This is a genomic window from Paenibacillus sp. HWE-109 (genome assembly GCF_022163125.1).
Lineage (GTDB): Bacteria > Bacillota > Bacilli > Paenibacillales > NBRC-103111 > Paenibacillus_E.
In genome coordinates, this window is record NZ_CP091881.1 from 7,311,369 (window position 1) to 7,324,747 (window position 13,379).

The following is a 13,379-nucleotide window of genomic DNA, read 5'->3' on the forward strand; positions in this document are numbered from 1 at the left end:
AACGGCCCTCGCCGTCCTGACAGACGAGAGGGCCGCACCCCATTCCATTATGAGAATACCGCTAAAGGATTCAACGCCAAGGTCCTCATGTCGATGCCATGAGAAACGCCCAGCTCACGGGCGAATAAGTTCCTGAGCCATCTTTCATGCGCTACAGCCGCATCCTTGTTATTCATCAAAAGATGCAGCGCAATGATTTTGACATGAATGCGTTCCGTCAAAGGGTGCAGCTGGGCCCACCTTTCCAAATGCCGCAGGGCTGCATCAAAGCGGTGCTGACCCACCGCATCATTGGTAATATGGTTGAGCAGCTCGACGTACGCCAGCTCAAGCTCTTCTCTTTTTTCCGCCGCCCATTCATATCCGTTCTCCACTAAATAGCCGCCCTTGTACAACTCCACTGCCCGATGCGCATCTTCTATATGATGGTCTTCCTTAAAACGCCGGCACCTTTTTTCAAATTCGCTGCAATCCCATAAATCCGGAACCCGTACCAAGCGGCAGCGTCCTCCTGCGGCGCGGCTCTGCTCGATAGCCTCGAACAGGCCGAACTCCTCCAGCTCCTTGCGCAGCTGATACATCGTCGTATACAGCATCCCCCGCGCCCGGTCTGCGTCACGGTCTCCCCATAACGCATCCATAATCTTCTCTTTGGCAACCGGCTGATTCCCATGATGAAGCAGGAAGGCAAGCAGCTCCTCCGTCTTGGCCCTGCGAAATTTCAGCTCCTTCCCGTCAGGGGCTTCCACTGAAAATCGTATAAAGCTGCGGACGGACATCTTCTGCTTCAAGTCCAAGCCTAGAGGTTCTACCCTTCGCCTCCTGGCGATCCGGTCCAATGTCTGGCGCAGCCGCTCCGCCGTTACCGGCTTTAGCACATAATCAAGCGCTTCCGCCTGAAAGGCAGCTACCGCGTAATGATCATAGGCCGTAACAAAAGCAATCGAAACCCCGGCGTTGCACTCTTGAATACGGCCGGCCAGTTCCAGGCCGTTCATGCCGGGCATCTTCATATCGACGAGCACCAGGTCCGGTTCCGCCGCGGGCACCCGCTCCAGCAGTTCCTCCGGATCTTGAAAAAGTCCGCAGATATCCACATCGTCAAAAGTCCGGAGCACGCTCTCCGCCATTTTTAAAGCAGGCAGCTCGTCGTCAACCGCCATCACCTTAATCACACCCATTGCCCTCCTTTTGGGATACGGATCGTTACCGTTGTCCCACCTGTGGCCTTGCTTTTGATGTCCAAGCCGTGGCCGTACACCCGAACAAGTCGGCGCTGAATGTTTTCCAGAGCCACACCACTGCTTTCCGCGTCATTGTCCCTGAATAATTTATCCTGCAAGGACTGCTCAAACCCTACGCCGTCATCCTCCACAGTAATGACAACATGGTCTTCCGCTGCCCGAACCAGGATCGCAACCGTAACACCCTGTTTCCGATCAGCCAAGCCGTGCTGCACCGCATTTTCCACCAATGGCTGAATAACGATCGGCGGCAGCAGGCAATGGACCTGACCGTCAATATCATACACGATGCGGAGCCGCCCCCCGAAGCGGGCTTTTTCAATCGAGAGGTAGGCTTCAACAAGCTCCAGTTCCTTGCTCAAGGGTATGAGTCTGTCCAGATTCCCAAAATCGAAGCTGCCCCGCAAATACTGGCTGAGTTTGGCAAGCAAGTCCCGCGCAGCCTGCGGATCATCCAACGAGAAGGCCGAGATTGTATTCAGCGCATTGTACAGAAAGTGAGGCTTGATCTGCGCCTGCAGGAAAGCCATCTCGTTGCTTGCCGATTCGCTTACGGATGTTTTCATCTTCAGCAGCGTCCGGATGCGCGCCTTCAATTCGCTGGCGTCAACCGGCTTGCCGAGAAAATCATTCACGCCCTCATCGAAGGCGGCCAGCATTTCCTCCGGCCGGGTTCTTGCTGTAAGCAGCAGCACCGGAAGGTCTGACAGGGAATAGCGCTTGCGAATGGTCCGGCATACCTCGTAACCGGACATTCCGGGCATCAACAGATCCACAACCGCCAGGTCGATGCGCCGGTTCAATTCCAATTGACGGATCGCCTCACTCCCGCTGGATACGGCGATAACCGTATATTTTTCAACGGACAACAGATTGAGCAGTACTTGACGGTTAGCGGCATCGTCATCCACAACGAGGATGGTAAAGTCTCCGCCGCCTTCCAGGAGGATGGTATCCTTCGGGAAGGCTTTCAAAGCAGCCGCCTCCAGCAGCGTGTTCACTCTTTCCTCCCGCATACCGACCGGTTGCTCGCCCGCTTCGTTTGCGAGCGGCACTGTAAACGTAAATACCGCGCCTTGTCCCTGCTCCGACTCCGCCCGAATCGTTCCGCCATGCAACTCCACAAGCCGTTTGGCAATGCTCAGCCCAAGTCCGGTTCCGCCGTAATCCTTGGCAATCGTGTCCCCGGCTTGCTCGAACGCTTCGAAGATCGCTTCCAGCTTATCAGATGGAATCCCGATCCCGGTATCCGCAACGGAAATCGCCAGCCAACCGTTCTCCTCCCGCGCCGAAACGGTAATTTCCCCTGCTGCAGTAAATTTAAGCGCATTGCCGACCAGATTGTTCAAAATTTGCGTCAGCCTGTCCTCGTCGGCATAAACAATATGCCGCTCACTCAGGAAGTCAATAAAGCGCACCGGTTTATCGCCTGCCAAATGGCGGAACATCTCGAATATAATGCGCACAACCGGACGCAAAGCGATGGCCTGCTGATTCAGGGCCAGCTCTCCATTCTTCAATCTGGAAAAGTCAAGCAGGTCGCCCACCAGATGAGCCATTCTCTTGCCAACACCCGCGATCATCGCTACATTCTCCTCTTGCTGTGGAGTCATTGGACCTGCCGCCTCCTCAAGCAGCGATTGGGATATGTTGATAATTCCATGCAGCGGCGTTTTCAGCTCATGGGATATATTGGCCAGAAATTCATCCTTCAAATGATCCATATACTCCAGCCGCTCCGATAGTATCCGAACAGCAGCGAATTCATTGACAAACCGTTTGGACAGCAGCAGCCCATGCGCCAAGAAGAAGCCCATCCATGCGGACAGCTGAAGGGGGAAGTTGACCGGAATACCAAGGTAATCCATGGAGGACAGGACAACCATGACCAATAACGGCAATGTGCCGACAAGCAGATAAACCGAGCCATCCATTCTGCGGACAACTCCAGCTGACATCACGTAGATGACATAGAGAACAGCCAGAAAGGTAAGAGCAAAGCTAACAATACTTGCATAAGTAAATACCGATGCCGGGGTTGCCGCGATGAGCAGCATCCGCGCCGCGATTGCCGCTACGAACAGCTTCATCATATGTCTATTAAACAGCTTGGGATAGGAGTGTTTGGCATACAGCAACAAAAATAATTCTATCGACACCCCGGAAAAATCCTGGATTTTGGTAAACAGCTCGTATGGAAATGCCGCTAGGGGCAGCATCGCGATTTTTTCGCTGTGCGTCATCGAATACAAGGCCGTTGTTACACAGCTCAACCCGAAATAGAGCCACGAACGCTCCCGCCCCTGCACCCACCAAAAAAGCAGAATGAAAAAGGCTCCGATTAACAGAAAGGTTGATGCGGCCAACAAATCTTTGGCAATCGCCGACTCCCGGGCGGACTGAATGTCCTCCTGAAAGCCCAATACAATGGATTGGGTAATGCCCCCCTGGGAATACCGGTAGTTCGCAACCTGCACGACGATATCAAGACTGTTGCCGTCCGCCGAAAAAAAACGGACGTACGGCGAGTTCACAGAAACCGTTCCCTGCTTGTCCATCCCCGGGGTGCCCCGGCCGCCGAGCTTCTTGCCGTTTACGAACAGAGTATGGGCCGTTTTGATATTCGTCTGCCTGATCCCGTAGCTTTGGCCAGCCCCATCCGGCAGTTCAACATGCAGCCGGAAGGTGGCATACCCGTAAGGCGACTTCTTCCAGTCCTTGACCGTATAATGCTCCCATCTGTTCGGCACGTGGACATAACCATTCATCTCAGGCAGCTTGCCGTTCTTGGTTTCCGGGAGAAAATCGTCGGGAGTCAGGAGTACATATGGGTAAAATTCCCATTCTCCATCCAGACGGACGCTGCCGTTATCGGCAAAGCTCCAGCCGGTTAAATCCATTGTCCCGTTTACCGCTTCAGGCCGGCTTCCTGCAGCAGGCCGGCTTGCCAAGATGAAGTACGTCATCATAAGAGTGATTGCCGCACAAATAATTATGAATGCGGCTATTGCTTTTTTACGCATCTGCCTTCCCCTCATACTCAGTAACGGTTTGTGTGAATACGTTCTCGAAAGCACTGTTCTTGTCGAATAAAGTAGTTGATCTATACCTATATAAAATCCATGTTTTATTACAGCATATGAGGTTGTCCATTCAACAATCGGTGAACTTCTCGCCCTATACCTCCGTAACTAACCAATCCATCACTTGCCCAATTCTTTGGTTCAATCTCTAGTCTCTCACCTAGTATATTATAAAACTTCTTAGATGTTGAGTTCCAGAATCCAAAGTCTACCTCGTTATCTTCTTCGCTAACGCCAATATTTCCAATCGTTTCATAGAAACCTTTATACCAACCTTGAAGGTTAATTACTAGAGGCGGAATTTGCAACTCATAAGGGTTAAGGCTAGTAGGCAACTCCTACTTATGTAAAACAGCCTTATAAATATAGACTAAGATCATTCCATTCATAAATGGGTTTAACCTCTCAACTTTTGCAAATTAAGGATATTATCAAAACTCTTTTCTGAATGATAGGATATGACTGCTTAACGTAAAAAAGCCCCTTAATAGAGGCTTCTCATCATTTCAATTAGTTATCTTATCGTTAGTTGTAAGAGAAAGACTTTGTTCTATGGAATTACGTTCTACTACCACTTCAATTCTCTGCTTTACCACTACTTGTCAACGGACATTTACTTCAGCTCTTGCTTCTTATTTTTTAAACTAAACAAAGAACAGCCGGTTTCCCGACTGTTCTTTGTTTAGTTCCTATTCCGTTGTGTAAGGCAACAACGCGATTGTACGGGAGCGTTTGATCGCAATCGTCAAAGCACGTTGGTACTTAGCGGAAGTACCAGTTACACGTCTAGGAAGAATCTTCCCGCGCTCGCTGATGAACTTCTTAAGAGTCTCGATATCTTTATAGTCAATGTGCTTAATTTTGTTAACTGTGAAGTAACAAACTTTACGACGTTTGCCTTTACCGCCTTTGCCACGAGGAGCAAATTTGCGATCGCCGCGATCTTCACTATTGTTATCTCTTTTTTGGAAAGCCATGTGTTTGTTCAGTCCTTTCTACATTTAGAATGGCAAGTCATCATCGGAAATATCGATCGGTTTTCCGTCATCAATGAAAGGATCCTGCTGCTCGCGCGATCCACCGCCACGATTGCCACTACCGCTTCCGCCGCCGTAGCTAGCGTTAGAGTTAGATGATCCGCCTTCTTCTCGACTTCCGGCACTATTATTGGACTCAAGGAAACGTACATTATCGGCAATAACTTCGGTTACGTAAACACGTTTACCCTCGTTATTATCATAATTACGTACTTGAATTCTTCCTTCCACAGCAGTCAAACGACCTTTACGCAAATAGTTCGCGCATGTTTCGGCAAGCTGCCTCCACGTGACGATATTGATAAAGTCCGCTTCCCGTTCTTTCGAACCTCCACTTGTGAAAGGGCGGTCTACTGCAAGAGTAAACTGCGTAACAGCTACACCGGCTGGCGTATAGCGAAGCTCTGGATCTTTGGTCAATCTACCGATAAGAATAACACGGTTCAACATCGGACATTCCCCCTGACGAAAATACTGGCATGCATTTAAGCTACGTCGTTTGTGATTAAGTGACGGATAACTTCATCCGAAATCTTAAGTACGCGATCAAGTTCTGTTACAACAGCAGGTTCTGCGTTGAAGTGTACCAGCACATAGTGCCCGTCACGGAACTTATTGATCTCATACGCAAGACGGCGTTTGCCCATCAGGTCATGTTTGGAGACTTCGCCTCCACCGTTCGTGATGATGCCTTGGAACTTTTCTACTGTAGATTGAACAACTTCTTGCTCAATGTCAGTACGAATGATGTACATCATTTCATATTTGCGCATGTATTTCACCTCCTTTTGGACTAAGCGGCTCCTATTCAAACTTGTTAGACAAGCGAAGGAGCAAGGAGCGAGGATTCTTATTCAAAACTCGCACCTGAATACTATAGCAAATCGAGCGACAGATTACAAGTTTTTCTCTCATAAAGTGCAAAGGATGAACATGGCAATGTTCAACATACATGCTTCCCTCTTCTTGGGGTAATCTAACTACGATTATAATTCTTATGAAGAGGTGATCATTATGGGTGAATGGACACATTTTAACGAAGGCGATCATGTTCCTAATGATGGTGAGTATATGGAAATTGGCGAGAATGCCTTTCACATGGGCATTAATAATCCCAAAACCGTCACCTTGAAAAAAGGCGACACTTTTCCGGCAACTAGCAACCATAATCGCAAATGGCACCGCAAGGGGTTAAGGCAGTAGTTCGATCATGACAAGGAGAATGACTCCATGAAAACAACAACATTTACGTGGCTGTTCACTTTTATCGGCGCAGCCCTATGCTTGATGCATTATTTATTTCATGATCACGATGCCTTCTATATGATCTTCTACGCTCTCAGTGTGCCAGCATGGTTCGCGTCCACATTTACTGACATCTATGAAATCTCCATGTTTAGGATGCTTATCATCTACGCATTGACTATTGCTTCCTGGTCACTAGTCGGCTATGTCATCGACCGCTACTCTGTCAGCTACAGGAATAATCGAGCAGACTAGTTGTCTTTGAAGAGGGATTGTCCCAAAAATTAGTGAACCTTGAGCCAAGCCCTCTCTTACGAATTCAGCAACCTTTATTTGATCAAAAAGGCCATTTAAGAAAATCTAACGAATTCCCAGAGCGTTATCCCAAGAAAAAGATCACCATTTCGCCTATAAGCGACTCAATAGAGCCAATTCAGTTCACTAGATCATCAAACAAGCCAATTTCTCATCTATAAGCATCGTACAGTTCATTAGAATAACGATGGATTATATGGGGGATTGGGAACAGGGCTCGGACGCCGAGGCTGTCCTCAAAGTCATACAAAATGACTTTGAGGACAGCCTCTCTTTTTTAATCCTTGCACCCCATTCACCAAGCCGCGCTAGAACTATCCCCTACTATTATCGTTATTATGGGACAGCCTCTTTTTCATATTCCACTCTTCCCGTACGGAAGGCTATGCCTTATAATTTACTATATCTACCAATCTATCTATGAGGTGACCTTTTGGACACGAATAATCATAAACATCCGACTGATCCATCCCTGCAACCCGCCCCTTCCAGCTCGATTAGCCGTAGGAAGCTCTTGTCTACCTTAGGTGCTGCAGGACTAGCTTTGGCCACGGGAGACGTTTTTCTTAACGCTGCAACCGCACAAGCTGCATCCCCTTCCTCTGTGATCTACAACATCAAGGACTACGGAGCTCGGGGTAATTTCCGCTTTGATGAGGATGACGCTCCTTATATTCAAAGTGCTCTGGACGCCGCAGCAATCACTGGGGGGATCGTTTTCGTTCCAGCAGGCGTCTATTTTGTCAAAATGCCTTTGCGGCTCAGCTCTAATGTTACTTTGATGGGAACTGGCAATAACAGCATTCTTCGCTCTTCCATGAATAAGTTCGGAATCCTGAATATATCCGCCGCTCATCACATACATATTCATCGCTTGGCCTTCCAAGGTGTCGGCACCTTTGGCATGACGTCCGTTCCGCTGCTAGAAAGCGGAGTTTCACTCAATCAAGCGAGCGATATCCGCATCACCGATTGCTTATTTTCCTCCATTGATAATGGTGTGAAATCCGTAGATTCCTCCCGTGTCGTTGTAGAAGGCTGCACCTTCGATACAATCATAGGGACCTTAGATTACGATTCGCAAGGCTTCGGTATCTGGTGCAGTAATGCAGCCGATCATTACCTGGCCCAAAATTATTTCAACATGCTGTTCCAAACCTGCATCTCCATGAGCAATGGCAGCCGTAACTCCGTCATCACTCGCAATCACATGCAAAAATGCTACACATCCGGCATCGATCTCGTATCCGCCCCCAAAGAGGAACCGTGCAAGCTCAATACGATCTCTGGCAACACGATAGAGAACTTCACGAACTCCAGCGGCAAAACCGGCTATACGGTCGGCATCCGCCTCAAGGGCAATTGTATATCCAACATCATTTCTTCCAATGTGTTAAGTGACATAGATGATAGCGGCATTCAATTGTTGGGAGCGGCTGATCGCCAGAAGGAACGGCCTCATTATAATCAAATCTCAGATAACCAGCTGCAAACTATCGGCTTCGCAGCTCTTCATCTCATCAATGCCTATGACAATCAAGTTTGGCATAACACGGTTCAAGGCTGTAAGGGTGATGGGATTCTCCTCGCCTCGGAGGGCAAAGGTACCGGATCTTTCTGCGATAGAAACCAAGTCACCAGCAACAGTCTAAACCGCTGCACCAAAGCACCAATTCGCATTACAGATGGGAACTGCCAGGAAACAGTGTTATTCGGAAACCTTGGCACAGGCAATGGCGAGAAGATAACCGATAAGGGCAAGGACACAGTAACTTCAGCCCTTTAGGCAATCTGACTAACTGATTATGCTTATTCCGCCCTGCTTCATAGCTTTGCCCGATAGGCATTTCCAAACTCGTCAGATGACACACAAAAAGGCCGCGCAACGGATTCCAGTTGCGCGGCCTTCTGCTTATTTTTGGAATACTCTTTTCTCCGAAATCTTGCCGTCATCGAAAAACACAACTTCCAAATAATAACCCGGCTGATTCGATATTTCGAAATCATAGGTCTTCTTGCCATTCTCATCTTTAACTAACTTGCCTTTAGCGCCTGTTTGTTTAACCAGATCGTCATAGGTTCCCGTCATGTTTATCTTATCGGCTTGTTCCTTCGTAATTTTCGGAAGTGGCTCATCCTTCACTGCGTCCTTGCTGCCAGCTTGTGGAGTAGCTGTTGCTGTTGTACCACCGCTTGTCCCACTAGGCGTCGCAGAAGCCCCTGCTGAGGGCTGTACGGTTGCCCCTGTTGTTGGACTAGGACTTGATGTACTTGTCCCTGTATCCTTCTTAGAACACCCTGTAACGACTACCGCCAGTACCACCATGATCATCAACCAATTTTTCATACCAATTACCTCCTTCTTAGCGCCTAAATCCAGACTTGGACTTATTCTGCTAACTTTACTTTCCTTTTATCCCCGCATAGAGCAAATAAGCTCTATTCATCATTCTAGACGTAATAACCATAGAAATGGTTTCAAAAAGAGAAAAAGCCCCCCACGTTGATATCAACGCAGAAGGCTTTAGCATGTTTGTTATCGATACGGAAAGAGTGGGAGTCGAACCCACGCACGCCTCGCGACGCCTAACTGATTTCGAGTCAGCCCCCTTGGACCACTTGGGTACCTTTCCAAGAAAACGAGAACAGGACTTATTGTATCAAAAAAGTCTGTCTCTCGCAAGTGTTTTTCCTCAATCATTCAGGAAGTCTCTTCTTCCGCCTGCGCATTCGATCTGAGCACCTTTTTCAGCTTGCTTTCGAACTTCGTTCTAGGCACGAGAACACTATGTTTGCAGCCTACACATTTGATTCGAATATCCATGCCCATGCGAATGATTTCCATTTCATTAGTGCCACACGGATGGGGCTTTTTCATCTGCACAATATCGCCTAGCTGATACTGCTTCTTCTCCATTCGCCTGTCACCCCTTTTCAAGTCAAATTCGTTAGGAGCCTCCTAGATTTATCACTTCTATTTGACTCATATCTAGTTGTTTTTTGATTTCAACATTCAGAAGTCTGGTAACATTGAACTGTGTTGTTGGCTTGCACTCTGCGATAACCCGAATTTTCAAATCCGCCGATCCGACAACCTGCACACCCAGCACTTCAGGTTCCTTAACAATATTGTCTGTAAGCGTCTGTACATGCTTGACCGTATCTTTGAGAATTTGTGTTGCTTGATCAATATCAAGATGATTCGGCACCGTCACATCAACAACAGCCAAAGAATTGTAGGTAGAGAAGTTGGTGACTTGTTTAATGTTCCCATTCGGAATGATGTGGACTTCACCGGTCCAACTTTTGATTCTCGTTACACGAATTCCGATCTCTTCAACCGTTCCTTTGAATTGATCAATCTGAATAACATCCCCCACACCGAATTGATCTTCGAAAATAATAAAGAATCCCGTTATTACATCTTTGACCAAACTTTGCGCCCCAAAACCAATGGCCAAACCAAGAACACCAGCACCCGCAAGCAGCGGCCCTAGATTAAGGCCAACTTGACTAAGAATGAGCATAATACAAATGAAATTAATCGTATACGTAATTAAATTATGTAACAGACTTCCGATCGTATTCGATCTTCTTCTATCAAATTTTAACGGTGACTTATCTCTCGCTATCATCATATGAGAAATCGTTTTGTTCGCAATTTGAATGCAAACTTTAGCGGCTACATAGATTAATATAATTCTTACGATAATCCAAAATATCGAAGCTAGCATTTCCGGTTTGGTCACATGTTCCGATATCCACTGCGTCAAGCTTGTAAAATAATTCGTGATAAAGGCCATAGCCAGACCTCCTTATCTTCATTCCATGGTAACATATTTATCTTCTTTTTTGAAATAAATGCCTCTAATTTCGACATGCTCAGAAGCAATAATCTCTTTCACTTGTGATAGATTCTCTCCTGGAAATTCAATAGAAAGCGCACAGCCAGCAGTGACTTCCTTAGGCGTAGGTCTGATGTCAATTTCAATATCTGCGTACTCTAGCAGCATCTCGGCTCTCAGTGCTTGCTGCGTAGAATCGAATGCTAATAACATCTCTGAATATTTCAGGGGAAATCCTCCTCACCCTACGTATAAATGTCCCTATCTATCCATATACTAGTAAAAAAATGAAATAGCATTTGGAGGGATAATATGAAATTTCAATTTGGTTTGGACGGCGTTACGAACACGGATTTAGCCCCACTGAAAATCCAGCACACCGATGCCGATACCCCGTTTCTTCTCTCTAAACATTTACAATCGATCTTCAGCAAACTTCCAACCTATCAACCTATCGTTGTTATTTGTGTAGGAACAGATCGCTCAACCGGCGATTCCCTTGGACCACTAGTTGGCACTCATTTGAACCGAATTCCTTCGCTTCGTAATCTCCACCTTTTTGGCACTTTGGATGAGCCTGTTCATGCTATGAATTTATCCGAGACCGTGGCAAAAATCCAACAACAATTTCAAAATCCTTTTATTGTTGCCGTTGATGCCTGTTTGGGGCAGGTGTCCAGTGTCGGATGCATTCAAGTCGCTGATGGACCTTTGAAACCCGGTGCCGGCGTGAATAAGGACTTACCTCCGGTCGGCAACATCCATGTAACCGGAATTGTTAACGTTGGCGGCTTCATGGAATATTTCGTCCTTCAAAATACTCGTCTTAGCTTAGTTATGAATATGGCTCATATCATTGGTGATGCCCTGCACGCTGCTTTGCGTCGTACCCAAGCCTACACACCGAATGCTACGGCTGCTTTAAAGTTTGATTAATAGCCTCTTTTTCTTCCGGGCTAAGCGTATATGTGGATTGTGCTTTTTGAATTGGCTTCGCATACAAATACATTTGTTCTCGACTATGTATTCCCGTTAGAATGACACCATCTTGATACTCATCCAGGATCGCAATTGTGAAGCTAAGATCGCTCCCGCCTTCATTAAAAGCATTGTAGCGATGAATAGCTACCTTGGATTTCATTTTCATCATCGCATTCTGAATCGTTCCAACCTTGGCTGCAGTCGCTTGCGATTCGGCCTTTTGCTCGTTTAAGCCATGCTGCATATCAATAAGGAGCTGCTCCATATTTTCTGCTTTGGACCCATTCATCATCTGCGTGTATTGTTTACGCAAGGACGATAGTTTGACAAAAAGCACAATAATGAAAATAAACAAAACAAGAATGAGCGCAAAGCAACCTAGTACAATGAACCCGCCATCTATGCCAAACAGTTCCCCCATGGTTTATCCCTCTTTCTATTTAGCGTATTGCGAATGGATCTCCTTTACCGCCTGTATCAAAGCATTAACTTCCTCATCCGTTGTAAAATAACCGATACTCGCTCGAACCGCTCCTTTGGCTAAAGTACCTGCTGCCTCATGGGCAAGCGGTGTGCAATGGTAACCTGAACGAACAGCTATTTGAAACGATTGATCCAATATAAAAGCAACCTCTGAAGAATCCGCATCTTGGATATTAAATGAAACAATTCCTGTCTTATTTTGCCCAAGTGACGGACCAAGAATCGTGACTCCTCCAATTCCCAGTAAGCCCTCCATGAGCATCTGAGTTTGACGCCATTCCTTCTCATGGATCTTCTCAACCGTTTCTGCAAGAACAAATTTTACGCCTTCATTCAATCCTGCAATACCAACTGTGTTTTGTGTTCCAGCTTCATATCGGTCAGGTCTCACCGTAGGCTGTTGAATCGCTTCAGATTGACTACCCGTACCTCCATGCAGGAGAGGATCCAAATCGAGGTTTGGATTTATGTACAAACCACCCGTTCCCTGAGGCCCTAGAAGCCCCTTGTGGCCCGGGAAAGCCAACATATCGATATTCATACTCTGAACATCAATAGGCAGTATACCGGCGCTCTGAGCAGCGTCTATAAGCAGCCTAGCCCCATGTGAACGGCATAGCTCTCCAATTTCACCTACAGGCATAATTGTTCCTAATAAATTAGAACTATGGCTGACCACAACTAAAGTAGTATTCGGTTTAAATGCCTTCCTTAACTCTTCCAAATGTATATATCCTTGTTGATCGTTCTGAATATAGGTTAGCTCCACGTCGGCTGTTGCTTTCAAATATTCAAGCGGCCTTCTGACCGAGTTATGTTCAATATTCGTACAGATGACATGATCCCCAGGTTTAACAAAACCTTTGATTGCTTGGTTAAGCGCATGCGTTGTATTCAAAGCAAATGAAATGTCATTAGGATTTTTCACACCGAATAGTTTAGCTGTATGTTTCCGCGTTTCAAATAACACCCGGCTAGCCTTTACAGCCATTTGGTGACTGCCTCTGCCTGGGTTGGCAGCAAACTCCTCCATACAATTCATCATCGCCGTCATAACGGCAGGTGGCTTTGGCCACGAAGATGCCGCCTGATCGAAATACATTACACCCTTCATCTTTTCACCCTCTCCTATACATGATGGATTGC

15 protein-coding genes and 1 tRNA gene are annotated in these 13,379 nt (G+C 46.9%); 4 read left to right on the forward strand and 12 right to left on the reverse strand.

Annotated features, from left to right (window positions below; genetic code table 11):
* Positions 1-47 precede the first annotated feature (47 nt).
* The 5 genes from LOZ80_RS31325 to rpsF all read right to left on the reverse strand — a co-directional run bounded on the left by LOZ80_RS31325 (position 48) and on the right by rpsF (position 6,137).
* Complete coding sequence (locus LOZ80_RS31325; RefSeq protein WP_238168266.1) at positions 48-1,175, reverse strand: response regulator; 1,128 nt, start codon at positions 1,173-1,175, stop codon at positions 48-50.
* Entirely contained in the window at positions 1,172-4,267 is a 3,096-nt protein-coding gene (locus LOZ80_RS31330; protein ID WP_238168267.1) for a hybrid sensor histidine kinase/response regulator, read from the reverse strand. The genes LOZ80_RS31325 and LOZ80_RS31330 overlap by 4 nt, the downstream gene beginning before the upstream one ends.
* A 749-nt stretch (positions 4,268-5,016) precedes the next feature.
* Positions 5,017-5,304, reverse strand: a complete 288-nt coding sequence (gene rpsR, locus LOZ80_RS31335; RefSeq protein WP_029196139.1) for a 30S ribosomal protein S18 — start codon at positions 5,302-5,304, stop codon at positions 5,017-5,019.
* 24 nt (positions 5,305-5,328) lie between these two features.
* On the reverse strand, positions 5,329-5,814 hold the full coding sequence (gene ssb / locus LOZ80_RS31340; RefSeq protein WP_079415827.1) for a single-stranded DNA-binding protein: 486 nt from the start codon (positions 5,812-5,814) through the stop codon (positions 5,329-5,331).
* A 35-nt stretch (positions 5,815-5,849) separates the two neighbouring features.
* Positions 5,850-6,137, reverse strand: a complete 288-nt coding sequence (gene rpsF, locus LOZ80_RS31345; protein WP_173221841.1) for a 30S ribosomal protein S6 — start codon at positions 6,135-6,137, stop codon at positions 5,850-5,852.
* Positions 6,138-6,378: 241 nt separating this feature from the next.
* On the opposite strand from rpsF, the gene LOZ80_RS31350 reads away from it, so the two are divergent.
* From LOZ80_RS31350 to LOZ80_RS31360, 3 genes are all read left to right on the forward strand, one after another.
* A complete protein-coding gene (locus tag LOZ80_RS31350) occupies positions 6,379-6,567 on the forward strand; it encodes a YjzC family protein (protein WP_079415831.1) in 189 nt (62 codons plus the stop codon).
* Between the two features lie 27 nt (positions 6,568-6,594).
* On the forward strand, positions 6,595-6,864 hold the full coding sequence (locus LOZ80_RS31355; RefSeq protein WP_238168268.1) for a hypothetical protein: 270 nt from the start codon (positions 6,595-6,597) through the stop codon (positions 6,862-6,864).
* 493 nt (positions 6,865-7,357) lie between these two features.
* Positions 7,358-8,710 carry a right-handed parallel beta-helix repeat-containing protein gene (locus LOZ80_RS31360; RefSeq protein ID WP_238168269.1) on the forward strand — a complete coding sequence of 451 codons (1,353 nt, stop codon included), beginning with the start codon at positions 7,358-7,360 and terminating at the stop codon, positions 8,708-8,710.
* A 126-nt stretch (positions 8,711-8,836) separates the two neighbouring features.
* Here the strand turns inward: LOZ80_RS31360 and LOZ80_RS31365 are convergent, their stop codons facing one another.
* The 5 genes from LOZ80_RS31365 to LOZ80_RS31385 form a co-directional block, all read right to left on the reverse strand.
* A complete protein-coding gene (locus LOZ80_RS31365; protein ID WP_238168270.1) occupies positions 8,837-9,271 on the reverse strand; it encodes a hypothetical protein in 435 nt (144 codons plus the stop codon).
* Positions 9,272-9,469: 198 nt separating this feature from the next.
* Positions 9,470-9,557: transfer RNA gene (locus LOZ80_RS31370), tRNA-Ser, on the reverse strand.
* A gap of 68 nt (positions 9,558-9,625) precedes the next feature.
* On the reverse strand, positions 9,626-9,841 hold the full coding sequence (locus tag LOZ80_RS31375) for a DUF951 domain-containing protein (protein ID WP_238168271.1): 216 nt from the start codon (positions 9,839-9,841) through the stop codon (positions 9,626-9,628).
* A 31-nt stretch (positions 9,842-9,872) separates the two neighbouring features.
* Complete coding sequence (locus tag LOZ80_RS31380) at positions 9,873-10,727, reverse strand: mechanosensitive ion channel family protein (protein WP_238168272.1); 855 nt, start codon at positions 10,725-10,727, stop codon at positions 9,873-9,875.
* An 18-nt stretch (positions 10,728-10,745) separates the two neighbouring features.
* The gene (locus LOZ80_RS31385; RefSeq protein WP_189018974.1) at positions 10,746-10,982 is read right to left on the reverse strand and encodes a putative Se/S carrier protein; all 237 of its coding nucleotides are present in this window, start codon (positions 10,980-10,982) and stop codon (positions 10,746-10,748) included.
* 99 nt (positions 10,983-11,081) lie between these two features.
* Here LOZ80_RS31385 and yyaC point away from each other — a divergent pair, with 99 nt between their 5' ends.
* Positions 11,082-11,705 carry a spore protease YyaC gene (gene yyaC, locus LOZ80_RS31390; protein ID WP_238168273.1) on the forward strand — a complete coding sequence of 208 codons (624 nt, stop codon included), beginning with the start codon at positions 11,082-11,084 and terminating at the stop codon, positions 11,703-11,705.
* Here yyaC and LOZ80_RS31395 read toward each other — a convergent pair.
* A complete protein-coding gene (locus tag LOZ80_RS31395; protein ID WP_238168274.1) occupies positions 11,680-12,171 on the reverse strand; it encodes a DUF4446 family protein in 492 nt (163 codons plus the stop codon). The two genes, yyaC and LOZ80_RS31395, sit on opposite strands and share 26 nt — an antisense overlap.
* A gap of 15 nt (positions 12,172-12,186) precedes the next feature.
* The gene (locus LOZ80_RS31400) at positions 12,187-13,347 is read right to left on the reverse strand and encodes an aminotransferase class V-fold PLP-dependent enzyme (protein WP_238168275.1); all 1,161 of its coding nucleotides are present in this window, start codon (positions 13,345-13,347) and stop codon (positions 12,187-12,189) included.
* Between the last annotated feature and the right edge of the window lie 32 nt (positions 13,348-13,379).

What these genes read in the sequence shown, in the direction of transcription:
- LOZ80_RS31330 (WP_238168267.1), bottom strand. Translation starts at nt 4,267, where the DNA reads ATGCGTAAAAAAGCAATAGCCGCATTCATAATTATTTGTGCGGCAATC.
- rpsR (WP_029196139.1), bottom strand. Translation starts at nt 5,304, where the DNA reads ATGGCTTTCCAAAAAAGAGATAACAATAGTGAAGATCGCGGCGATCGC.
- ssb (WP_079415827.1), bottom strand. Translation starts at nt 5,814, where the DNA reads ATGTTGAACCGTGTTATTCTTATCGGTAGATTGACCAAAGATCCAGAG.
- rpsF (WP_173221841.1), bottom strand. Translation starts at nt 6,137, where the DNA reads ATGCGCAAATATGAAATGATGTACATCATTCGTACTGACATTGAGCAA.
- LOZ80_RS31350 (WP_079415831.1), top strand. Translation starts at nt 6,379, where the DNA reads ATGGGTGAATGGACACATTTTAACGAAGGCGATCATGTTCCTAATGAT.
- LOZ80_RS31355 (WP_238168268.1), top strand. Translation starts at nt 6,595, where the DNA reads ATGAAAACAACAACATTTACGTGGCTGTTCACTTTTATCGGCGCAGCC.
- LOZ80_RS31365 (WP_238168270.1), bottom strand. Translation starts at nt 9,271, where the DNA reads ATGAAAAATTGGTTGATGATCATGGTGGTACTGGCGGTAGTCGTTACA.
- LOZ80_RS31375 (WP_238168271.1), bottom strand. Translation starts at nt 9,841, where the DNA reads ATGGAGAAGAAGCAGTATCAGCTAGGCGATATTGTGCAGATGAAAAAG.
- LOZ80_RS31380 (WP_238168272.1), bottom strand. Translation starts at nt 10,727, where the DNA reads ATGGCCTTTATCACGAATTATTTTACAAGCTTGACGCAGTGGATATCG.
- LOZ80_RS31385 (WP_189018974.1), bottom strand. Translation starts at nt 10,982, where the DNA reads ATGTTATTAGCATTCGATTCTACGCAGCAAGCACTGAGAGCCGAGATG.
- yyaC (WP_238168273.1), top strand. Translation starts at nt 11,082, where the DNA reads ATGAAATTTCAATTTGGTTTGGACGGCGTTACGAACACGGATTTAGCC.
- LOZ80_RS31395 (WP_238168274.1), bottom strand. Translation starts at nt 12,171, where the DNA reads ATGGGGGAACTGTTTGGCATAGATGGCGGGTTCATTGTACTAGGTTGC.
- LOZ80_RS31400 (WP_238168275.1), bottom strand. Translation starts at nt 13,347, where the DNA reads ATGAAGGGTGTAATGTATTTCGATCAGGCGGCATCTTCGTGGCCAAAG.